Annotated in this window: 21 protein-coding genes; 17 read left to right on the top strand and 4 right to left on the bottom strand. The window is 65.2% G+C overall.

The window, feature by feature from the left end:
* Positions 1 to 4: 4 nt before the first annotated feature.
* The 11 genes from Q5923_RS02780 to Q5923_RS02740 all read left to right on the top strand — a co-directional run bounded on the left by Q5923_RS02780 (position 5) and on the right by Q5923_RS02740 (position 8,147).
* Positions 5 to 280, top strand: coding sequence for a DUF1778 domain-containing protein (locus tag Q5923_RS02780; RefSeq protein WP_009277808.1), 276 nt, complete (start codon positions 5 to 7; stop codon positions 278 to 280).
* Positions 277 to 762, top strand: coding sequence for a GNAT family N-acetyltransferase (locus Q5923_RS02775; protein WP_040656632.1), 486 nt, complete (start codon positions 277 to 279; stop codon positions 760 to 762). Before Q5923_RS02780 ends, Q5923_RS02775 begins: the two co-directional genes overlap by 4 nt.
* A 471-nt stretch (positions 763 to 1,233) precedes the next feature.
* Positions 1,234 to 2,241 (top strand): aspartate--ammonia ligase, encoded by a 1,008-nt coding sequence (gene asnA / locus Q5923_RS02770; RefSeq protein ID WP_303131994.1) that lies wholly within the window; start codon positions 1,234 to 1,236, stop codon positions 2,239 to 2,241.
* 154 nt (positions 2,242 to 2,395) lie between these two features.
* On the top strand, positions 2,396 to 3,556 hold the full coding sequence (locus tag Q5923_RS02765) for an iron-containing alcohol dehydrogenase (protein WP_303131993.1): 1,161 nt from the start codon (positions 2,396 to 2,398) through the stop codon (positions 3,554 to 3,556).
* A gap of 515 nt (positions 3,557 to 4,071) precedes the next feature.
* Entirely contained in the window at positions 4,072 to 4,305 is a 234-nt protein-coding gene (locus tag Q5923_RS02760; RefSeq protein WP_303131992.1) for a hypothetical protein, read from the top strand.
* Positions 4,306 to 4,825: 520 nt separating this feature from the next.
* Positions 4,826 to 5,101: a type II toxin-antitoxin system RelB/DinJ family antitoxin gene (locus Q5923_RS02755; protein WP_009277803.1), complete on the top strand. Its 276-nt coding sequence runs from the start codon at positions 4,826 to 4,828 to the stop codon at positions 5,099 to 5,101.
* Entirely contained in the window at positions 5,094 to 5,441 is a 348-nt protein-coding gene (locus tag Q5923_RS02750; RefSeq protein ID WP_062530458.1) for a type II toxin-antitoxin system PemK/MazF family toxin, read from the top strand. Before Q5923_RS02755 ends, Q5923_RS02750 begins: the two co-directional genes overlap by 8 nt.
* A gap of 320 nt (positions 5,442 to 5,761) precedes the next feature.
* A complete protein-coding gene (locus Q5923_RS02745) occupies positions 5,762 to 6,430 on the top strand; it encodes a nitroreductase family protein (RefSeq protein WP_303131991.1) in 669 nt (222 codons plus the stop codon).
* A gap of 34 nt (positions 6,431 to 6,464) precedes the next feature.
* A complete protein-coding gene (locus tag Q5923_RS09535; protein ID WP_368501940.1) occupies positions 6,465 to 6,872 on the top strand; it encodes a helix-turn-helix domain-containing protein in 408 nt (135 codons plus the stop codon).
* A 2-nt stretch (positions 6,873 to 6,874) separates the two neighbouring features.
* Complete coding sequence (locus Q5923_RS09530) at positions 6,875 to 7,429, top strand: HipA N-terminal domain-containing protein (RefSeq protein ID WP_368501939.1); 555 nt, start codon at positions 6,875 to 6,877, stop codon at positions 7,427 to 7,429.
* A complete protein-coding gene (locus tag Q5923_RS02740; RefSeq protein WP_303131990.1) occupies positions 7,317 to 8,147 on the top strand; it encodes a HipA domain-containing protein in 831 nt (276 codons plus the stop codon). Before Q5923_RS09530 ends, Q5923_RS02740 begins: the two co-directional genes overlap by 113 nt.
* A gap of 18 nt (positions 8,148 to 8,165) precedes the next feature.
* On the opposite strand, the gene Q5923_RS02735 is transcribed toward Q5923_RS02740, so the two are convergent.
* Positions 8,166 to 8,888, bottom strand: a complete 723-nt coding sequence (locus Q5923_RS02735) for a gamma-glutamyl-gamma-aminobutyrate hydrolase family protein (protein WP_303131989.1) — start codon at positions 8,886 to 8,888, stop codon at positions 8,166 to 8,168.
* 185 nt (positions 8,889 to 9,073) lie between these two features.
* On the opposite strand from Q5923_RS02735, the gene Q5923_RS02730 reads away from it, so the two are divergent.
* From Q5923_RS02730 to Q5923_RS02710, 5 genes are all read left to right on the top strand, one after another.
* Positions 9,074 to 9,787: a class I SAM-dependent methyltransferase gene (locus Q5923_RS02730; RefSeq protein ID WP_303131988.1), complete on the top strand. Its 714-nt coding sequence runs from the start codon at positions 9,074 to 9,076 to the stop codon at positions 9,785 to 9,787.
* A gap of 273 nt (positions 9,788 to 10,060) precedes the next feature.
* Entirely contained in the window at positions 10,061 to 10,282 is a 222-nt protein-coding gene (locus Q5923_RS02725) for a type II toxin-antitoxin system RelB/DinJ family antitoxin (protein WP_062530470.1), read from the top strand.
* A 317-nt stretch (positions 10,283 to 10,599) separates the two neighbouring features.
* The gene (locus Q5923_RS02720; protein WP_303131986.1) at positions 10,600 to 11,442 is read left to right on the top strand and encodes a PRD domain-containing protein; all 843 of its coding nucleotides are present in this window, start codon (positions 10,600 to 10,602) and stop codon (positions 11,440 to 11,442) included.
* A gap of 74 nt (positions 11,443 to 11,516) precedes the next feature.
* Positions 11,517 to 12,986: a PTS transporter subunit EIIC gene (locus Q5923_RS02715; RefSeq protein ID WP_303131984.1), complete on the top strand. Its 1,470-nt coding sequence runs from the start codon at positions 11,517 to 11,519 to the stop codon at positions 12,984 to 12,986.
* A gap of 25 nt (positions 12,987 to 13,011) precedes the next feature.
* Positions 13,012 to 14,427, top strand: coding sequence for a glycoside hydrolase family 1 protein (locus tag Q5923_RS02710; RefSeq protein WP_072499836.1), 1,416 nt, complete (start codon positions 13,012 to 13,014; stop codon positions 14,425 to 14,427).
* Positions 14,428 to 14,650: 223 nt separating this feature from the next.
* Here the strand turns inward: Q5923_RS02710 and pyk are convergent, their stop codons facing one another.
* Together pyk and Q5923_RS02700 are read right to left on the bottom strand one after the other, a co-directional pair.
* Entirely contained in the window at positions 14,651 to 16,093 is a 1,443-nt protein-coding gene (pyk, locus tag Q5923_RS02705; protein WP_303131981.1) for a pyruvate kinase, read from the bottom strand.
* A gap of 136 nt (positions 16,094 to 16,229) precedes the next feature.
* On the bottom strand, positions 16,230 to 17,237 hold the full coding sequence (locus Q5923_RS02700; protein ID WP_303131979.1) for a 2-hydroxyacid dehydrogenase: 1,008 nt from the start codon (positions 17,235 to 17,237) through the stop codon (positions 16,230 to 16,232).
* Positions 17,238 to 17,782: 545 nt separating this feature from the next.
* On the opposite strand from Q5923_RS02700, the gene Q5923_RS02695 reads away from it, so the two are divergent.
* On the top strand, positions 17,783 to 19,072 hold the full coding sequence (locus Q5923_RS02695; RefSeq protein ID WP_303131977.1) for an ATP-binding protein: 1,290 nt from the start codon (positions 17,783 to 17,785) through the stop codon (positions 19,070 to 19,072).
* Between the two features lie 372 nt (positions 19,073 to 19,444).
* Here the strand turns inward: Q5923_RS02695 and Q5923_RS02690 are convergent, their stop codons facing one another.
* Positions 19,445 to 21,274 carry a PrpR N-terminal domain-containing protein gene (locus tag Q5923_RS02690; RefSeq protein ID WP_303131975.1) on the bottom strand — a complete coding sequence of 610 codons (1,830 nt, stop codon included), beginning with the start codon at positions 21,272 to 21,274 and terminating at the stop codon, positions 19,445 to 19,447.
* Positions 21,275 to 21,326: the final 52 nt, after the last annotated feature.

Below are 21,326 nucleotides of genomic sequence, written 5' to 3'. Positions count from 1 at the left end.
GACCATGGCTACGCTGCCAAAGAGCGCACGCACAAGCAGGCTCGACATGAGGCTTACCCCGACGGAGCGAGAGGAGTTCGAGCTTGCGGCGGCCCTGAAGGACATGACACTCACGCAATGGGCGGTTCAATGCCTGAGGGAGCGTGCTCGCGAGGACGTTGCGGAAGAGACCGAGACGCGCCTGGCCCGCAAGGCCTTCGATGAGTTCAAGAAGGCGCTTGACCTGCCGCTTCCCGACGAGGCACGAGTACTCCTTGGGCAGAAGAGAGTGTGGGAATGAGCCGGTTTCTCCCACCTCGACTGCTTGGTGAGGGTGATGACCTCTCTGCCTTTGAGTGCGGTGAGCCGGTCGTGGACACATGGGTGCGTAGGCGTGCGTTGCGTTCGGTCAGGGCGGGGACGGCTTCCGTTCATGTCGTTACGACCGAAGCCGGAATCATTGCTGGCCTGTATTCGCTGAGTGCTCACTCGGTGTTGCGGGCCGACGTGCAAGGTGGCTGGCTTAGACGCAATGTGCCGGAACAGATTCCAGCGGTTCTTCTGGGCATGCTGGGGGTAGACCGGCGCTTCCAGGGGTTTGGGTTGGGCGGTTCGCTGCTGGCCGACGCGATCGAACGCGCTCTCGTCGTCTCACGTCAGGTTGGGGCACGAGCGGTTCTGGTCGACCCAGCCTCGGAGAAGGCCGGCATGTTTTACAAGCGCTATGGCTTCAAGGTCGTGCCAGGTACGGGGTGGATGTACCTGCCGCTGGGTAGGGGCTGATTTGTCGGTGGTCTCCTTGGCGCGATGTACCGACAAACGGCGTCGATGGCCGTGCCTCTCCCCAAAGACGTGCGTTTGCCGGTGCCTTTTCAGGTGAGAGGTGCCGACAACCGTTATTGGGCACCTGGTGCGGTGCGGGCCATCCCACACGCTGAAGCGAACGCGCCCGGAATTCTCCACGCTCGAGCGCACAATGTCGCCAGCGCCCAACTGGGCAAACGTGCTGGCGCGCGTGCGTATCAGCGTACTCGGCGGTACTGCGTGTGCGCGTCAGCGTGCGTGACGCAGCCACAGCGTGACGCAGCCGCGGCCGCAGCGTATTGTCCCCGCCGTCGCGCCGGCGGCATGCGCGCCCCTCTCACCTGTATTATCAGCGTGTTGCGCCCTTGCCGAGAGCTTGCCTGGGCATGCCCACTGCGAGCACAATGCCATACGTGCAAACGCAAAGCTAATCGCCGAGGAGCGCCAGACATGTCCCTCTACCTGCCCGAGCAGTACGACCCCAAGATGAGCGTCCGCCAGACGGAGGATGCCATCAAGTACATCCGCGACACCTTCCAGCGCGAGATGGGCCGCGAGATGAGGCTATCGCGCGTCTCTGCCCCGCTCTTCGTGGAGAGGAGCTCCGGCCTCAACGACAACCTCAACGGCGTCGAGCGCCCCGTGAGCTTCGACGTGCCCTGGCAGCCGGACGAGACCGTGGAGGTCGTGCAGTCGCTGGCCAAGTGGAAGCGCATGGCGCTGCGCAAGTACGGCTACCAGCCGGGCGAGGGAATCTACGCCAACATGAACGCCGTGCGCCGCGACGAGGAGCTGGACAACCTGCACTCCTGCTACGTGGACCAGTGGGACTGGGAGCGCGTCATCCGCCGCGAGGACCGCAACGAGGAGACCCTGCGCAGCACCGCGTCCGAGGTCTTCCGCATCATCAAGCACATGCAGCACGAGGTCTGGTACAAGTACCCGGACGCCTTCTACCGCCTACCTGACGAGATGCACTTCGTGGACAGCGAGGAGCTGCTGCGGCGCTATCCCGACCTCACGCCGCGCGAGCGCGAGGATGCGATAACCCGCGAGCTTGGCTGCGTCTTCCTGATGCGCATCGGCGACCGTCTCTCCAACGGCGAGCCGCATGACGGTCGCGCGCCGGACTACGACGACTGGCAGCTCAACGGCGACATCCTCTTCTGGTACGAGCCCCTGCAGCGCGCGCTCGAGATCTCGAGCATGGGCATCCGCGTTGATGCCGCGGCACTGCGCTCCCAGCTCCAGAAGGCGGGGTGCCCCGAGCGAGCCGAGCTTCCGTACCACCGCGCGGTGCTGGCGGACGAGCTGCCCTTCACCATCGGTGGCGGCATCGGACAGTCCCGCCTGTGCATGCTGCTCTTGGGCCGCGTCCACGTTGGAGAGGTGCAGGCCAGCATCTGGCCTGAGGACATGGTGCGTGCCTGCGAGGAGCACGGGGTGCGGCTGCTCTAGCGTTCTAGCATGGCCGCTCCGGTCATGGCCTCGCACGACCGTCGCGTGCGCCCGCATTCCAGCCAAAGGGCTCGGGCCTCTCTCCCCTCCGTGCTACGCTCTTCCCGTCACGATGCCGTGGGGACGGCACGGACGTCGTCGGAAGGGGAGTGCCATGCTCGACTTCACCTACTTTGCGCCCACCAAGATTCACTTCGGCCGAGGCCAGATCAGCCACCTAAGCGAGCTGCGCCAGAGCGGCGATCGGGTGCTTCTCTGCTACGGCGGCGGCAGCATCAAGCGCAATGGCATCTACGACGAGGCGCTTCGCGTCCTGGGCGAGGCCGGCATTCAGGTCTTTGAGCTCGATGGCGTCGAGCCCAACCCCCGCATCCAGACGGTGCGACGCGGCGTCGAGCTCTGCCGCTCCAACGGCATCGACATGGTCCTCGCCATCGGTGGGGGCAGCTCCATCGACTGCGCGAAGGTGGTCGCGGCGGGCGCCCGCTACGACGGGGACCCCTGGGACCTGGTCATCCATCCGCAGCTGATCGAGGCCGCGCTGCCCATCTACACCGTGTTGACGCTCTCGGCCACGGGGTCCGAGATGGACGCCTTCGCGGTGATCAGCGACCTCGAGAAGAACGAGAAGTGGGGGACGGCCGGCTCGGCGCTGCTTCCCACGATGTCCGTGCTCGACCCCAGCTATACCTTCTCGGTGCCCGCGCGCCAGACGGCAGCGGGGACGGCGGACATGATGAGCCACACCTTCGAGAACTACTTCCACTTCGAGCCTGGCAGCTTCCTGCAGGAGCGCCTCGCCGAGGGCATCCTCAAGACCTGCATCCACTACGGGCCCATCGCGCTGGCCAAGCCGGACGACTACGAGGCGCGCGCCAACCTCATGTGGGCGTCGAGCCACGCCATCAACGGCCTGGTGAGCGAGGGCTGCTCGCCGGCATGGTGCGTGCATCCCATGGAGCACGAGCTCTCGGCCTTCTATGACATCACGCATGGCGAGGGGCTCGCGATCCTGACGCCCGCCTGGATGGAGCACGTGCTGGACGAGCGCACGGCTCCCGTGTTTGCGCGCTACGGCCGCAACGTCTGGGGCGTGGGCGAGACGGACGACATGGCGATCGCGCACGAGGCGATTCGGCTGACGCGCGAGTTCTTCTTCAGGACGATGGGCATGCCCGCCACCCTGCGCGAGGTGGGCATCACGAGCGACGAGCACTTCGCGGTCATGGCCAAGAAGGCGGCGGCTGGCTCCAAGGGCAGCTTCGTGGAGCTGAGCGAGGAGGACGTCGAGCAGATCTACTCTGCCGCCCTCTAGCGGGAGCGAGGGCCAGGCGAGAGGGACGCGCGTACGGCGCTGGTGGCGGTGCGAGGCGTGGCCGGTTGTGTTACGGCTGCGGCTCGTGCCGCCAGTACGTCGTTGCGCATGCCTCTGGGTCGCTGGCACGCCGTTGCGCGCATTCGTCTGGACTCGCCACGCAGTTGTGCACGTCCCCGGCATCCTCCACGCGAAAGCGCACACTCGTCCCCCTCGCCATCTGCGCAAACGCAGGGTCTGCTGTGCGCAACAGCGTGCTGGGCGAAAGGGGCGTGCGCAATCGCGTGCGGGACGAGGCACGGAAGGTCTGGCGCGCTCGCTTCAGCTTTAAGGAGGGGAAGGGCTACAAGTACAGGCCCGTTGTCGTTCTGGCGTCTGCTCCCTGACGTCAGTTACGCCATATTAGCAGGTAGATAGGTATATTTGACATTACGGGGCATCCTTGCGGGCACCCCGTCGGTCGGGCTATGATGTGTGACGGAACGCATTGATCGTCGGTTTCCCAGGAGGATGGCATGGAGACGAAGTCCATCGGGGTGGTGGCTCTGCTTGTCGTCTCTCTGGTCTTGGTTGTTTGGGGAGCGTTGCTCGTGTCCGGCAGGGGCCTTAGGTCCATTGCGGGAAACAGGAAGGCGACCGATGAGCAAATCGAGGCCCAGAAGCGAGACGGGCTGGGCCACGCGATTGGCGGCATTCTGATTGGGATGGCCGTCATCTGCATGATGGAGGTCATCGTGATGTACCTCTGATGGCCCATGCCTTTGAAGCGATCATCGATTGCTTGGGTTGACCGCATCGCTCAGATTCCGGTCTCGTACCTGGGGATTGCAGGACGCATCGGCCGACTGAGCGACAGGGATCCCTTGGCGCTCGCTTGCATTCTGAGGAAGATTGCATCGAATGTTCACTGATGTCTTGCGTGCTGGGCGGTCCATGTGCGGCCGTGCCGCCAGTACGTCGTTGCGCACGCCTCCGGGATCCTCCACGCTAAAGCGCACATCTCCGGCATCCTCCACGCTAAAGCGCACGCCCGTCCCCCTCGCCATCTGCGCAAACGCAGGGTCTGCTGTGCGCAACAGCGTGCTGGGCGAAAGGGGCGTGCGCAACAGCGTGCTGGATGAAAAACGTGTGCGCAACAGCGTGCGGGATGGGCACTTCGTGCGCTCGTGCGTGCCAAGCGAGAAAGGCACCGCTCATCTCGCTTGAAAGACTTCGAGATAGTACCCGATTTGGGTACTATTCGGGTAAGTACTGCAAAGGAGGTAAAGTATGGCAACTGTGACACCCCCTCATGACGCGGAGATAAAGACACGCGCTCCCCGCAAGGTGCGCGATGGGGCGCGGAAGGTCTACGCGCGCTGGGGCATCAGCCTGAATGACGCGATTAACATGTTCCTGGTCAAGTCGATAGAGGTCGGCGGCCTTCCCTTTGACCTCCGTCCTGAGGCTCCGAGCTTCGAGGAGCTCTCGGCGCTGGCATACAAGGCACAGCTGGACTCCTCGGACACCGCCATCCTCCCTGCGGACTGGGACGAGGATGAGTGACTTGAACCTATGCAGATGGGAGGTCTGGCACGCCCGCTTCAACTTTCAGGAAGGGAAGGGTTACAAGTACAGGCCCGTTATCGTGCTGGCGTCTGATGGCAGAGACCAGCTGGTCATGATGGTTACCAGCGCCACCAACAAGCTCCATCTTGAGAATGACTACAGGCTTGTCGACTGGGCACAGGCGGGGTTGGACAAGCCGTCGATTGCTCGGGTGGATCGCATTGCCCAGATTCCTGCCTCGTACCTGGGGACTGCGGGACGCATTGGCCGATTGAGCGAGAGGGATGCCCTGGCGCTTGCCGGCATCCTGCGGAAGGTCGCGTCGGAGGCGCGCTAATGCCTGCAAGGCAGGTCGGCATGTGTGCGAGCTGTGCCGCCACGCAGTTGCGCACGCCTCCGGCATCCGCCACGCGCTTGCGCACACTCGCCCCTCTCACCATCTGTGCAAACGCAGGGTCCGCCGTGCGCAACAGCGTGCTGGGCGAAAAGGGCGTGCGCAATCGCGTGCCGAGCGAGAGCAGCAGCTCGGGCGACGTCGCGAGCTCTATCTGGCGAAGGGCGCACCGCTCTTCGGCGGCCAGGTCTTCGTGCCCGACGACCTGGACGTCATCGAGCTGGGATAGTCTTTCCCCAACGCGAACCGAAGGGACGTCACATATGAACATGCAAGAGGCCATGGCCGCGCGCCACACGGTGAGGAAATTCGACGGACGGCCGCTCGACGACCAGGAGCTTGCCGCCCTCGAGGGGCGCGTCGAGCTCCTCAACCACGAGCATGGCACCCACATGGTGCTCGTCCACGACGACGGACATGCCTTTGGCGCGCTGCTCCGCATGACGCTCGCCCGCGGCGTGCGTGACTACGTCGCCCTCATGGGTCCCGAGGACGGCTCGCTCGACGAGGCGCTGGGCTGGTGCAGCTCGGACCTCATGCTCCATGCCCAGACCCTGGGCCTGAACAGCTGGTGGGTGGGCGGGACCTTCAGCCGTGGCGGTGCTTCGCGTGCGGCGGGCATGGCCCAGGGCGAGAAGCTCGTGGGCATCGTCTGCGTGGGCCATGGCCTCGAGCAGGGGAGGCCCCACCGCTCCAAGCGTGCGGACCAGGTGAGCTCCTACGCAGGCGAGGAGCCCGAGTGGTTCAGGGCGGGCGTCGAGGCGGCCCTCCTTGCCCCCACTGCCATCAACCGTCAGGCGTTCATGCTGGAGGGCTCAGGCCGCACGGTGCATGCGAGCTATGCGCCCGGGGCGCTCGCCGGCGTCGACCTGGGCATCGTGAGGCATCATTTCGAGCTGGGCGCTGGCAGGGAGAACTTCGACTGGGCGTAGTCCCCGTGCTACCCGTACCTCTCACCATGTGACAATGTTGAGTTGCGCTGTCCTGGTGATTGACCGCAGAACTTTGCGGATTGGATTGACGATGCGACAGATTCACATTCCGAGACAAATGGGGCAAGCGGTTCGTTCGAGGAGGCTCGAGCTTGGGCTGACGCAGCGGGAGCTTGCGGACAAGGCCGGGGTGTCCGAGCGGCTTGTGCTCTCGCTTGAGCAGGGAGAGGCGACGGACATTCGACTCGACAAACTCTTGGGGATCTTGGGCTCCCTTGGGCTCTCGCTGTATGTTGGTGGTGGCTCGAGCACCGCGACTGCCGTGCGGCAGGCGTCTGCTTCGCCTCAGGTGTCTGACGAAGAGCTAACGAAATGCTATGAAGAGACCTACGCGGACTTTGTTGCCGAGTCCCTCTCCGATGCGTATGGCTGGGAGGGGTGAGGATGTCCCGACAGCTTGTCGCAATTATGGGAACCAAAGAGGTCGGCATGCTCTCGCAGACCGACTCGGGCAGCTTCGAGTTCAGGTATGCCGATGGCTACGATGGAATTCCCCTCTCCCTTTCCCTTCCCGTGAGGAATGGTGCATATGCGGAGCGAAGACTAAGGCCCTATCTGTTCGGCCTCTTGCCCGACAGCGAGGCAGTCCGCCGAGACATTGCACGTGAGTTCGACGTGAGCGCCAATAATCCCCTGGCCCTGCTTGAGCATATCGGCCTGGACTGTCCTGGTGGGGTCCAGTTCTGCACGCCAGACAGCGTGTCTAAGGTGCTGGGACGCTCCTCACGCTACGTGTCCCTCTCTGACGAACAGATTTGCAATCGCCTCAGACGGCTTCGCCAAGGCCCGAAGGACTCTTGGGTGGGGAGGGGGGGAGCATTGGTCGTTGGGTGGCAATCAGGGGAAGTTCGCACTTGCATTGCGAGAAGGCGCGTGGTGCTCCTGCGAGGGATCCGCCGCGACCACGCATATCTTCAAGAACGGGGTCCTTGGCTATAGCCTCCAGGCTCTGAACGAATACGTGTGCATGAGACTTGCTGCTGCATGCAACCTGCCCGTATCAAGGGTCGAATACAGGATGTTCGGAGATGAGCCCGCAATCGTCGTTCGTTGCTATGACAGGGCGGTCGGCCGAGAGGGCGAGATCGCTCGCATCCACCAGGAGGACCTATGCCAGGCCTTGGGCGTCATGCCCGACATGAAGTACACGATTGACGGAGGCCCCGGGGCGTTGGACGTCGTACGGTTGCTGTCGAAGACCAGCAGGGCACGCACAAATGTTGAGCTGTTCACCAGGATGCTCTTCTTCAACACGCTGATAGGGGCTCCAGATGCTCATGCCAAGAACTATTCGGTCCTGCTGGGCGGAGGGGGCGACGCGCTTCTGGCTCCGATGTACGACGTCGCATCTGGCCTTTGCTACGAGTCCATGCGCAGGGACGGACGGCTTGCGATGGGCATAGGGGGAGAGAATCGCTTCGGTCGGATGAGCAGAAAGGCATTGAGCAAGTATGCAGAGGGTGCGGGCATGAGGGGCTATGGATTCGACGAGGCATGGTGCGTGGAGACTATGCTGCGGATCGCGTCCGATGTAATCGGCAAGATTGGCGGGGTGTTCGATGCCAGCGAGGGTCTTCCGGGCATCGAGGAGCTGAGATCCAGGATGGAGACGCCAATAACGCGCAACTTCGAGCGCATCATGGCACAGCTCAAATAGAACAAGGACTTGCGCTCGCTACCTCGCGGACGCGTGCTCCTGGGCTGCGGCCACGAAGCTCTCGATCAGCCGCCGCTGGTGCGAGTCGCTGGCAAACATGAGCTCCGGGTGCCACTGGACCGCCCACACGTAGCTCTTCCGGGGCATCCACACGGCCTCGACGAGGTCGTCGTCCGACCAGGCCATGGGCTCGATTCCCGGGGCGAGCTCGCGCAGGGCTTGGTGATGCTTGCTGTTGACGCCCATCGTCAGCTCTCCGTCGAGCAGCGTGCTGAGGGGGCTTCCCTCGGCCATGCTCACGTCGTGCCAGGGGGCGTCGAAGGGCGGCTCCATGAAGTGGGTGTGGCTCTGGGGGTGCTGCGTGGGGATGTCCTGGATCAGGTTGCCGCCCAGCGCGACGTTGAGAATCTGGATACCACGGCAGACGCCCAGGACGGGGAGGTCTCGGTCGATGGTGCGGGGGACCAGCATCATCTGCAGGGCGTCGAGCCGTGTCTGGGGCGCATCCACCTGGGGCAGGGGGTCCTCTCCGTACAGATGGGGGTCGACGTCGTAGCCGCCGGTGAGGAGGATGCCATCCACATGGTCCAGGAGCTGGTCGACGTCCGCCATGTCATTTGTGTAGGGAAGCATGACCGGAATCGCCCCGCAGGAGGTCAGCGCCTCGAAGTAGCCGGGACGGATCACCGTCTCGCCCGTGTCGGGGTTGGTGAGGGGGGTCACTCCGATGATTGGCTTCATGCTCGCATCCTCGTTCGATTGGCAACCTATTGAGCATAGACCACAATCGCGCATGCGGGCCGCAATTGACAAAGTCGAAAGACCGTTGCCGAGCGGTCGTGGCTTGGCTAGGGTGGGCGTGACAAACGTGACGCCGGACGGTCGACATGGGTCGTCCGTATGGGCGAGAGGAACGGGAGGATCCCATGGAAGGCGAAGGCCAGACGAACGACCGCGTCGAACGGGAGGGCGGCGTGGCAGGGCTTGACGACCATGAGCGTCGTGTGACCCAGGCGGGAAACCCCGCCCGCCCCGAGGGCAGCTTTGGCGCCCAGATGCTGCGGCGCATGAACCAGAGCCATGAGGGCCTCACCAACTGGGCACTCGACTTCCTGTCCTTCGCCCCGGGCGACCAGGCCCTGGACGTGGGCTGCGGTGGAGGGGCAACCATGGGCCGCCTGGGCCGGCGCATCGCCGCGGCCGGGGACGGCACCCTGTGGGGCCACGTCACCGGACTGGACTACTCCGAGGTCTCATGCGAGCAGTCCCGCCTGGCAAACACCGAGCCCATCGCAGCGGGCGCGATGGACGTGGTCTGCGCCTCGGTGGCCAAGCTTCCCTTTGAAGATGCGAGCTTCGATGTGGTAACCACGGTCGAGAGCTTCTACTTCTGGCCAGACCCCGAGGCGAACCTGCGCGAGGTCGCTCGTGTCGTCCGTCCGGGCGGCCGCTTCCTCCTGGTCGCTGACGTGTACCTGCACGAGGGGCTCGACCCGGACACCCTGGCGAACATCCGCAAGTACGACCTGACGGTCCTCTCGCCCGAGGGGTACGAGGCGGCCATGCTGGGAGCGGGCTTCTCGTCCTGTCGCTGCCATCTGAGCGAAGAGGGTTGGATCGCTGTGGAGGCCCAACGCTAGGCCGGAGCATCGACGAAGGGGACGGTGGGACGCGGCTCCAAGCACCGGCCCGTCAACACATGGAGCGCTCGAACGTCGGGGCGGCGGGTCCAGATGGGTCCGCCGCCCCTCCTTCTTGGGTCGCGATCATCTTTTCGCATGCCTCCAGCAGCCGTCTGCGAAATGCCTCCCTTTCTCGACGGAGCAAAAGGTATTATCTGGTATACCTAAGGCATACGAAGTAATACCAATGCAGCAGCAAAACGTAGCAAAAAACAGCTCGCAGGGGTGAACATGAAGGAAAAGCTGACGCCGGTGGTGGCCAAGGTCCTTCCCGACGAGAAGGACCGCTTCTTCGAGGCGACCGAGCAGATCGGGACCACGCCGTCCAACGCCATCCGGATGTTCATCTCGGCGTTCAACCGAGCCGGTACGTTTCCGTTCGAGATAGTCGCCCCGAAGGTGGGGGATGGGGGGATCGCCGATGCGCGCGGAGATACGGTGGCGCTTTCTTAGGGTGTCCATCTTGCTTGCGAGGGTCCTTCCCTGCACGATGACCTCGCGCATGCGCAGCGCCTACGTCTCGAACTCCCTCCGCTGCATGTGGCACTAGCCAGACGCGCCTGGCCATGACTTGGGTCCAGAGGCGTCTGGCCTCTGGCGCGCCTGTCGTCTGGATTCCAAAATGGGTCCTCTTCCTCCTTGCGCGCATGCCAAGCATGCTCTAGAATGCTCCTCGATTCAGCAGGTTTGTTACTCCTCGGAGAAATCACTTGCGCAGGCGTCGGGCCCCATGGCCCGCCTGTCGCTGTGCCGTTCCAGGGAGTATTTTTATGTTTATCGTCAGCAAGATAAACAACAACGTGGCCATCGCACTGGATGACAGCGGGCGCAAGCTCGTGGTCTTCGGTCGTGGCATTGGCTTTCCCAAGACTCCCTACGAGCTCAAGGATTCCACGCAGATCGAGCGCGCCTTCTATGGAATCGACAAGAGTCTGCTTCCCATGCTGGTCTCGCTCTCTGACAAGGTGCTCGAGGCCTCCGCGGAGATAATCGAGCTGGCAGGCGACCGCTTCGGCGAGCTCAATCCCAACCTGGTCCTGACCCTCGCCGACCACCTGCAGTTCGCCATCAGTCGAGAGGAGGGCGGGATTCACCTCGAGAACCCGCTCTCGACCCAGATCGGCATCGTGTATCCGCGCGAGGTCGAGGTGGGCTGGAAGGGCCTGGACGTCTGCGAGCGCTGCTGCGGGATTCGCCTGCCCGACTCCGAGGCCTACACCATTGCCGTGCACATCGTCAGCGCCGAGATGGACCAGGCCTCTGGGGCGGGCGGCATGCACCTGGTCATGGAGAGCACCGAGCTCATAGAGGAGATCGTCTCCATCGTGGAGTCCTTCGCGGGCGGGGTGCTGGACCACAAGTGCTATGCCTACACCCGCTTCATCACGCACCTGCGCTACCTGGTCTCGGTCCTCCTCGGCGACGCCGAGCCGCCCGAGGGGGGCATCGACGCGGATGGCATGCTGGACATGATCCGCAAGGCCTACCCTGCCGCCTATGCCTGCACCGAGCGCATCGTCGAGCACCTCCGCAAGCGCAGCTCCTGGGAGTGCACAAGCGAGCGGCGCCTCTACCTCGCCATGCACGTCAACCAATTCCTCAAGGCCCAATAGCCCCCACGGCGCCGGCGGCGTCGCGCGGCGAGGCCCCAAGTCAGCCCTACAAGCCCCTAGGAAAGGGAGTACGGATGGATCCAGCAAAGAGCGCGGCAGAAATCCTCGAGGCGGTGGGAGGCAAGGAGAACATCTCTGACGTCTCGCACTGCTTCACCAGGCTCAGGCTCGTCCTCAAGGACGAGGGCAAGGTCGACCAGAAGAGGGTCGAGCAGACCGAGGGCGTGATCCAGGTGGTCAAGGCCCAGGGCCAGTTCCAGGTCGTCCTGGGGGCCAAGGTCGAGAAGGTCTACGACGCGCTCCTGCCCATGGCGGGCATCGAGGGCACCGGCCTCGTCGACGCCGAGACCGGCAAGCCCGTCGCCGACGAGCCCAAGGGCAAGCTGGGCGACCGCATCCTGCAGACCGTCGCCAAGATGTTCACCCCGCTTATTCCCGCCATCGCCGCGGCCGGCCTGATCAAGGGCCTGCTCACCGCCGCGAAGCTCATCTTCGCGCGCCAGGGCATCGACATCGCGACTTCCGATACCTACGTGCTCCTCTATGCCGCGAGCCAGATCATCTTCTACTTCATGCCTGTCTTCCTGGGCTACACCGCGGCCAAGGCGCTCAAGTGCAACGAGATCATCGCCATGGTGCTGGGTGGTTTCCTCTGCTACCCGCAGGTCGACGCCCTGATTCAGGACACCTCTACGGCGACGACCATCTTCGGCCTGCCCGTGGTCAAGGCGGCCTGGACCATCGGTGAGTCAACCAAGGTCTTCAGCTACACCGAGTCGGTCATCCCCATCCTGCTGGCCGTGCTCGTCCTCATGTACGTCGAGCGCTTCCTCAAGAAGTACGTCCCCGAGATCCTGCAGATCATCGTGGTTCCCGGCGTCTCCCTCATCGTCATGCTGCCCCTCACCCTCTGCCTCCTCGGGCTCGTGGGCATCGTCATCGGCAACGTGATCCAGGTCGTCTACTACGCCCTCATGAACTTCAACGCCCTGCTCGGCGGTGCCGTGGTCGGCGGCCTTTGGGGCGTGCTCGTCATCTTCGGCGCCCACCGCGCCCTGCTTCCCGTGGGCCTCAACGACGTCGCCGTGAGCGGCAGGCAGAACCTGCTTGCCTTTGCCGGCGCTGCCAACTTCGCCCAGGGCGGAGCCGCCCTCGGCGTCATGCTCAAGACCAAGAACGAGCAGCTCAAGGGCGTCTCTGCCTCTGCGGTCATCTCGGCCGTGCTCGTCGGCATCACCGAGCCCGCCATCTACGGCTGCAACCTGCGCTTCAAGAGGCCCATGGCCTGCGCCATCGTCGCCGGTGCGATCGGCGGCGCCATCATGGGCGCGGGCGGGGTCTACGGCGACGCCTTCGCCAACAACGGCGTCCTGACCATCTTCACCTACGCCGCCTTCGGCATGACCCCGTTCGTCTTCTACCTTGTGGGCTGCCTGGTCGCCTTCGTGGGCGCCTGCGTCGCCACCTACGTGGTGGGCTTCGAGGACCTGCCCGCGACTGTGGGCGAGAAGGCCCCTGCGGCCTCCGTCGCCGCCCAGGCCTAGCCAGATCGTGGGAGAGGAGCACGCAATGCCAGCAAGCTTCCCCAAGGGCTTCAGGTGGGGCGCCTCGTCCTCGGCCTTCCAGATCGAGGGGGGCTGGGACGAGGGCGGCAAGGGCCCGAGCGTCGCGGACCACAACGCCTTCAAGCGCTCCGACCGCCAGGCCGACACCAAGGTCGCCAGCGACCTCTACCACCGCTGGCGCGGTGACGTTGCGCTCATGAAGGAGCTCGGCCTGGGCATGTATCGCTTCTCCATCGCCTGGACGCGCATCGTCCCCGACGGCGACGGCGAGGTGAGCGAGGAGGGCGTCGCCTTCTATGACGCGCTCATCGACGAGCTGCTCGCCGCGGGGATCGAACCCTGGGTGACCCTGTACCACTTCGACCTGCCCTGGGCGCTCGTGGAGCGCTACGGGGGCTGGGCCGACCGTCGCTGCGTTGATGCCTTCGACCGCTATGCCCGCATCTGCTTCGAGCGCTTCGGCGACCGCGTCAAGCATTGGCAGACCATCAACGAGCAGAACCTCATGGTCCGCGTGGACGAGCGCATGAACATCGCGGCGTCCGACCCTCTCGAGGCCGACCGCCTGCGCGCCCAGATGGACTACCACATGTCCCTGGCGCACGCCCGCGCGACGAGGTCCTGTCACGAGCTGGTCGAGGGAGGGCTGGTGGGCCCTGCCATCTCGTCCACCTGCACCTACCCGCTCACACCCAAGCCCGAGGACGTCTGGGCCGCGCGCAGCAACGACTACCTCAAGACCCTGTACAACCTGGACATGTGCCAGTACGGTGCCTACTCCGGCTTCTACATGGACTACCTCGAGAAGCGCGGCATCGTGCCCGTCATGCTCCCCGAGGATGCGGAGACCCTGCGCCATGGCAAGATGGACTACCTGGCGCTGAACTACTACCGCACCCTCTGCGCGAGCTACCTCCCCGTCGACGACGAGCACCCCCTGGGGTCTCGCGCCTTCCGGGGCAACGAGGTGGACTTCGACCAGTACGGCTGGTGCCGCGACGAGAGGAACCCCTCCCTCGAGGCCAGCGAGTACGGTGCCCAGATCGACCCCATGGGCCTGCGCATCGTGCTCGACGAGTACTACGCACGCTACCGCGTGCCCATCATCATCACCGAGAACGGCCTGGGGGCTCCCGACGAGCTCACGGCCGACGGGCGCGTGCACGACGACTATCGCATCGACTACCTGCGCGCCCACGTGGGGGCCTGTCGCGACGCGATGCGCGACGGCGTCGAGCTCATGGGCTACTCGCCCTGGTCCGTCATGGACCTCCTGAGCTCGCACCAGGGCTTCCGCAAGCGCTACGGCTTCATCTACGTGGACCGTGGCGAGCACGACCTGCGGAGCCTCGAGCGCGTCCGCAAGGACAGCTTCTTCTGGTACCAGAACGTGATCAGGACCAACGGGGCCGAGCTCTAGTCGGGCCAGGCACACGTTCCAAGAGGGGAGAGCCGCTTCGGCGATGGCCGCGGCGGCTCTCCCCTTCGCATGGCGCGCCTGCCCGGCGCTTGCATCGGGCATGGTCGGGTGGGGGAGAGGGACGCGCCGCGACGGGCCGTGCGCCTTGTTGGCGCGGACACAGGAGGGCGGGGCGGCCCGAAGTTGGACCGCCCCGCCTGACGTGCGACTATGAGCGCCCGCGCTACTGGATCTGGGACACCATGGCCATGTTGGTTGAGGTGATGTAGTCGCCCTGGGAGGGAGAGGTCTGGGGGTCGCCGGCGGTGATGACCACCAGGTCGTCCTTCTCGACCAGGCCCTGCTCCTTCGCCACCGTCAGCGCGTTGTAGCAGGTGGCAGAGAGCGAGCCCTGCTCGGTGGTCTTGTAGGCGTGGACGCCCCACTGGAAGCAGGTCTTGCGGATGGCGTGGTTCGAGGGCGACATCGCATAGATCGGCAGCTTGGGACGGAAGTTGGAGATCAGGCGCGCGGTGCGGCCGGAGTGCGTGGGGCAGATGATGCACTTGGCTTTGACGCGGTCCGCGATCTCGACCGCGGCCAGGCCGATGGAGGCGTTGACGTTGCGCAGGCCGCCGCGGTCGTGGAAGTTGTGGTGCTCGAGCAGGTAGCGCTCGGTCTCCTTGCAGATGGAGGCCATGGTCTTGACGGCCTCGATGGGGTACTTGCCGGCAGCGGTCTCGCCCGAGAGCATGACGCAGTCGGTGCCGTCGTAGACCGCGTTGGCGACGTCGTTGACCTCGGCGCGGGTGGGACGGGGGTTGCGGATCATGGAGTCCAGCATCTGCGTGGCGGTGATGACGGGCTTGTAGGCGTCGTTGCACTTCTGGATGATGGTCTTCTGGACGTGAGGGACCTGCGCCGCGGGAATTTCGACGCCCAGGTCGCCGCGGGCGACCATGATGCCGTCGGAGACCGCCAGGATCTCGTCGAAGTTCTTGACGCCCATGGCGCTCTCGATCTTCGGGAAGATGTAGACGTTGCGCATGCCGCTCTCGGCGCAGATCTGGCGAATCTCCTCGACGGCGCCGGCGTTGCGGATGAAGGACGCGGCGATGGCGTCGATGCCCAGCTCGCAGCCAAACATGATGTCGGCACGGTCCTGCTCGGTGACGGAGGGGAGGCCGACCTCGACGTTGGGCACGTTGACGCCCTTGTGCTCGCCCAGCTCGCCGCCATTGGTGACCTTGCAGTGCATGTCGTCGCCCTCGACGTGGTCGACCTCGAGGCCGATGAGGCCGTCGTCAATCAGGATGGTGGAACCCTTCTCGACCTCGTGGGGGAGCTCGGCGTAGTCGAGCGAGAAGCGCTCGGCGGTGCCCTCGATGGAGGTGTCAGTGGTCACGACGACGTTGTCCCCGGTGTTGAGGGTGACCTTCTGGCCGCCCTTGAGCAGGCCGGTGCGGATCTCGGGGCCCTTGGTGTCGAGCATGATGGCCACGGGGATGGACAGCTCGCTCGAGATGCGGCGGACGCGCTCGATGTTGTTGCGGTGGTAGTCGTGGCTGCCGTGGCTGAAGTTGAAGCGGGCCACGTTCATGCCGTTCTTGATGAGCTCGGTCAGGACTTCGTCGCTCTCGGTCGCAGGGCCCATGGTGCAGACGATCTTGGTTCTCTTGGCAGGCATGTTCTTTCCTTTCGGTCTTCCTATGTGACTCAGGCTGGCCCGAAAGGGGACCAGCCTGATTTTGGCGTCCAACAAAACTGACGACCAATGATTATAGGACGTCCGCAGATGCGTCATTGACAAATGGGCAACTTGCCTAGCAAACGACGCTGCGCTCCACAAAATCGGTACCGTTGGCGAAGGCGCGGGCGTTCTGGAGCGTGACCTCGGCTATCTGGCCCAGTGCCTCCTTGGTGAAGAAGGCCTGGTGGGAGGTCATGACCACGTTGGGGAAGGAACAGAGGCGGGCGGTGATGGAGGAGCCCAGGATCTGGTCCTCGCGGTCCTGGTAGACGTTGGCGTTCTCCTCCTCGTAGACGTCGAGGCCGGCGGCGCCGATCTTGCCCGACCTGATGCCGCGGATGAGCGCGTTGGAGTCGACCAGGCCGCCGCGGCCCGTGTTGACGAAGATGACGCCGTCCTTCATCTTGGCGATGCTCTCGTCGTTGATCATGTGGTAGCTGTCCTCGTTGAGGAAGGCGTGGAGCGAGATGAGGTCGGCGCGGGCGTACAGCGTGTCGTAGTCCACGTACTCGTCGATGATGTGCTCGTCGTCGACGAGGCTCTGGTTGGGATAGAGGTCGGAGCCCAGGACGGTCATGCCGAAGCCCTTGCAGATGCGGCAGAGCGCGGCGCCGATGCGGCCGGTCCCGATGATGCCCGCGGTCTTGCCGTGCAGCGTCACGCCCACGAGCCCCTCGAGCGAGAAGTTGTTCTCGCGCACGCGGATGTAGCCCTTGTGGATGCGGCGGTTGGCGGTGAGGGCGAGGCCCATGGCATGCTCGGCGATGGCCTCGGGCGAGTAGGCGGGGACGCGCGTGACCTTCATCCCCAGCGACTTCGCGAACTCAACGTTGACGGCGTCGAAGCCGGCGCAGCGCATGAGCACGAGTCCCACTCCCAGGCCGCGCAGGACCTCGAGGGTCATGGCGCCGACGTTGGCGTTGACGAAGGCGCAGACGGCGTCGTAGCCCTGGGCAAGTGTGGCGGTGAGCGGGGTGAGGTTGGTCTCGGTGAAGTCGACCTTGAGCTCCGGGTAGTTGGGGAGGATCGAGTTGAACGAGGACTTGTCGTAGCTCTTGGTGCCGAAGACGAGAACGTTCATGTGACGATTCCTTTCTCTGGGAGCCGCAGCCCCGATCCAAGTACGCCCTGACGTCTTGATTCTAGCGCAGGTGAGGGTCCTGAGGCGCAGGTCGCCGCTCGCCCGTCGGGTCGCGGGGAGAGCGGGTGGGGGTCGGCGGAGCCGCGCGTGGCGGGCGAGGGGCGACAATCGGCGGAGTCGCGCGCGAAGTCGGCGGGCGCGCGCCCGGGGGGCGTGGGGGCGTCCGCGCCGAGCCGGTGGGCGAGAGAAGTTGTTTGCTGTTCTCGCATACAACTTCAAAACCGGGCAGGCGTTCTACCTGCTAATATATAAGTCTTAAACAGTTGTATGCTGTTTTTCAGGCGAGAAAACCGCATACAACTCCGGAGGCGCGGCACGCGGGGCCATCGAGGGCCCGCACGGGGGTGACGCCCCCGTCCCGGCCCGGCTCGTCCGTCGGGCCCGGGCGAACGTCTCGTCTGCCGGGAGGGTGTGAGGCGTCTAGCCTCAAGGGTGTAAAATAACTAACGAATTAGGGGTAAAATATGGAACAGCGAGGTAAATACATGTCTAGTAAACCCAACAGACTGACTCCGGACGGATATCTGCCGCGCTTGACCGACGCTCGCCTCGACATGCTCATGGGTGCCTTCGGGTGCGTGGAGATCACGGGGCCCAAGTGGTGCGGCAAGACCTGGAGTGCACTTTCCAGGGCGGCCAGCGTCACCGAGCTCGACAGGGGCGAGCAGAGGCAAATGGCCGAGGTCGACCCCTCGCTGGCCCTTCTGGGGGACGCGCCGCACCTGGTGGACGAGTGGCAGGAGGTGCCTGCGGTGTGGGACGCGGCGCGGCGCTTCGTGGATGACTCCGCGGCAAAGACGGGCAGGCTCCTTCTCACGGGTTCCACCCAGCTTGAGCCGGCGAGGCGGGGAGAGGTGCATCACAGTGGCGCGGGGCGCATCGCTCGGCTTCGCATGCGCACCATGACGCTTGCGGAGCTGGGGGAGTCCACGGCCGAAGTGAGCCTCCGGGGCCTCTTCGAGGGGTCATTCTCGCCTGCCACCAGCCCCACCTCGGTCGCCGACGTCGCTCGGTGGTGCTGCAGGGGAGGTTGGCCCGCTGCGCTGGGTGCGCCCGACGTCGTTGCGTTCGAGATGGCATCCCAATACATTCAGGCCGTGCTGGATGACAACGTGATGCAGGAGGGGCTCTCTGCCGACACGGCACTTGCCGTGCTCAGGTCCCTTGCCCTCAACTCGAGCCGTGCCGCGACGAAGAGGACGCTCATCCGGGACATGGGCGCTCAGGGGGTTTCCGTCGACACGCTGACGTCCTATGTCGGGCTCTTCGAACGGCTCTACCTGGTCGAGGAGCTTGCGGGCTGGGAACCCCCGCTCAGGGCGAAGGCTCGGGTGCGCGTGAGTCCCAAGCGCTACTTCACGGACCCCTCCCTTGCGGCGGCGCTGCTTGGCGCCACGCCAGAGAGGCTCGTGCGCGACACGCAGACGCTGGGAGACCTCTTCGAGTCCCTGGTTCTTCGTGACCTCAGAGTGTTCCTCTCCACCTATCCTGGTCTGGGGAACTCCGTCCACTACTATCGGGATGACAAGGGACTCGAGGTGGATGTGGTGCTGGAACACGGCGGCCGTTGGGCGGCGGTCGAGGTGAAGCTCAGCGACACGAAGGCGGATGCGGCAGCGCGCAACCTGCTTAGGTTGAGGTCCAAGCTTTGCGCGAACGCTGCGGCCCAGGTGGAGCCCCCTGCCTTCCTTGCCGTCGTGGTTGGGAGGGGGAGCGTCGCCTACCAGAGGGAGGATGGAGTGTTCGTTATTCCCATGGCGACCCTTGGGTCCTGAGGCGCAGGTCGCCGCTCGCCCGTCGGGTCGCGGGGAGAGCGGGTGGGGGTCGGCGGAGCCGCGCGTGGCGGGCGAGGGGCGACAATCGGCGGAGTCGCGCGCGAAGTCGGCGGGCGCGCGCCCGGGGGGCGTGGGGGCGTCCGCGCCGAGCCGGTGGGCGAGAGAAGTTGTTTGCTGTTCTCGCATACAACTTCAAAACCGGGCAGGCGTTCTACCTGCTAATATATAAGTCTTAAACAGTTGTATGCTGTTTTTCAGGCGAGAAAACCGCATACAACTCCGGAGGCGCGGCACGCGGGGCCATCGAGGACTCGCACGGGGGGTGGCGGCTCCGTGGGGAGACCGACCTCGCTCGCGACCCCACCCCCGTTCCTACTCCTCCCGGGAGAGCATGCGCCAGAGCGTGGTGCGCGAGATCTGCAGCATCCGCGCAGCCAGGCTCTTGTTGCCCTCGCACCTGAGCACCGCCAGGGAGGCGATCTCCCTCTCGGTCTGGGCGAGCGGCTTCAGGAGGTCGATTCCCTCGCGGCTGAAGATCACGCCGGCGTCATCCCTCACCTGTTCGTGGGCGATGGCCTCGCGCATGCGCGCCTCGTCGATGGTCTCCCCGCCGCTGAGCGCCCAGGCGCGGTCGAGGACCTTCTGGAGCTGGTAGTAGTTTCTGGGCCAGCTCGCCCTGAGGAGCTGGTCCTGGGCCCCGGGCTCGATTAGGCCCACCGCCGCGGCCCCACCCCTCTCGACCGCCGCCACGTCCGTCCCATCCCTCTTGCCCGCCACCCCTCCCGCGCCGGCAAGCGCCGCGAGGTACCCGTCCGCCGCGTCGAGCAGCACGGTGCCGTCCTCCCTGAGTGGCGGCGTCTCGAGCACCTGGCACCTGAGCCGCTCCGAGAAGGCCAGCGCCGCCTCCGACTGCGAGCCGTCGTCCGCGTCGTTCCCGGAGACCACGATGAAGTTTCGCTGGTCCACCCTGCTCTGGATGATGGCGGCGAGGAGGTCGTGCCAGGCCTGCCTCTCCAGCGCGTGGACCCCGCGCAGGAAGATGAGCTGGCGCCCCTCGAAGAGGGGGGAGTGGTAGCTCTCCTCCAGGAAGCGCAGGCCCCTCTCGCCCAAAAGCTCAAGGTCGACGAAGACAAGGGGCACGTCGCTCAGGGGCGACTCCAGGTAGGCGAGCCGCGCCAGGTGCTCCTTGCCCGTCCCCACCTCGCCGCGCAGGAGCAGCGGCCTGCCGCTTCCCGCAAGCGAGCGCACCTCGTCCAGGCGGGCCCTCCAGGCGCCGGACATGTAGAAGAAGCTCTGCTCGAGGTCCCGCCGCACCTCCTCGCGGTCGAGGTAGTCGATGCCGACGGCCGAGGTCTTGTTGAAGGGCTCCTCGTGCGAGCTGATGGCGAAGGCGACGATGGGCTCCTCGGTCGCCTCGACGGAGATAGGACGGATGTTCCACACGCGCCCCGCCCGCCTGAAGGCGAGCCGGCGCGACCTCCGGTCGAGGAGGTGCCGCTCGAGGAAGGGGTAGAGGACCCCCTCGTCCTCCCCCAGGTTGGAGAAGACCAGGCCTCCCCCGCGCAGGTAGATGACCAGTCCCCCGGGCTGGTTCTTGGCGATCTCCCACAGCATGCGGCCGCGCTCGCGCTCGAGCCCCCAGTGCCGGCAGTGGAAGAGCGCGTTATCGAAGGCGCTCCTCAGGCTGTCCGCCCCGGACGCGAGCAGCTCCGCCTCGAGCCCCATGGAGAGCGCGAGCTTGCGCGAGACGGTGTCGCAGAGCACGAGGTCGAAACCCATGCCCCCGATGCGCTCGAGGGTGAGGGGAACCTCGTCCGAGAACTCGACGGGGAAGAGCCGCACGCCCTCGGGGAGGAGGTCGAGGGCGCGCTCGAGCGCGCCGAGGGCGTTGGCGAAGCCCACGATGGCGACGCGGTCTCCCCGCGGAGCGAGGTCGCGGAGCTGTCGTGCCACGTCCACGACCGAGAGCTCGATCTCTACCACGGGGAGGCTCACCTCCTCGCTGAGCATCTGCGCCGTTCCCCCGCGCGAGACGACGACGTCGTAGTTCGACTGGAAGGTCTGGAGAGTCTCCCTGAGCCCGCTCTCGAGGTCGCCGGTGAGGATGGTCAGGTCGAGCTCGGGGTACTCCCTCGAGACCTCGTCCGCCACGGTGCAGAGCTCGGGGTACGGCGCGATGAGAAGTGCCCTGGTACGAGGCATCTGGCCTGCCTTCCATGTCCGTCGGACGGCTCGCCCGCCGACCTGTCCGGCC

Origin of the sequence: uncultured Olsenella sp. (assembly GCF_959602185.1) — a bacterium.
In the GTDB taxonomy this organism is placed as follows: Bacteria; Actinomycetota; Coriobacteriia; order Coriobacteriales; family Atopobiaceae; genus Olsenella_I; species Olsenella_I phocaeensis.
This window is presented reverse-complemented; position numbering and strand designations above follow the sequence as displayed.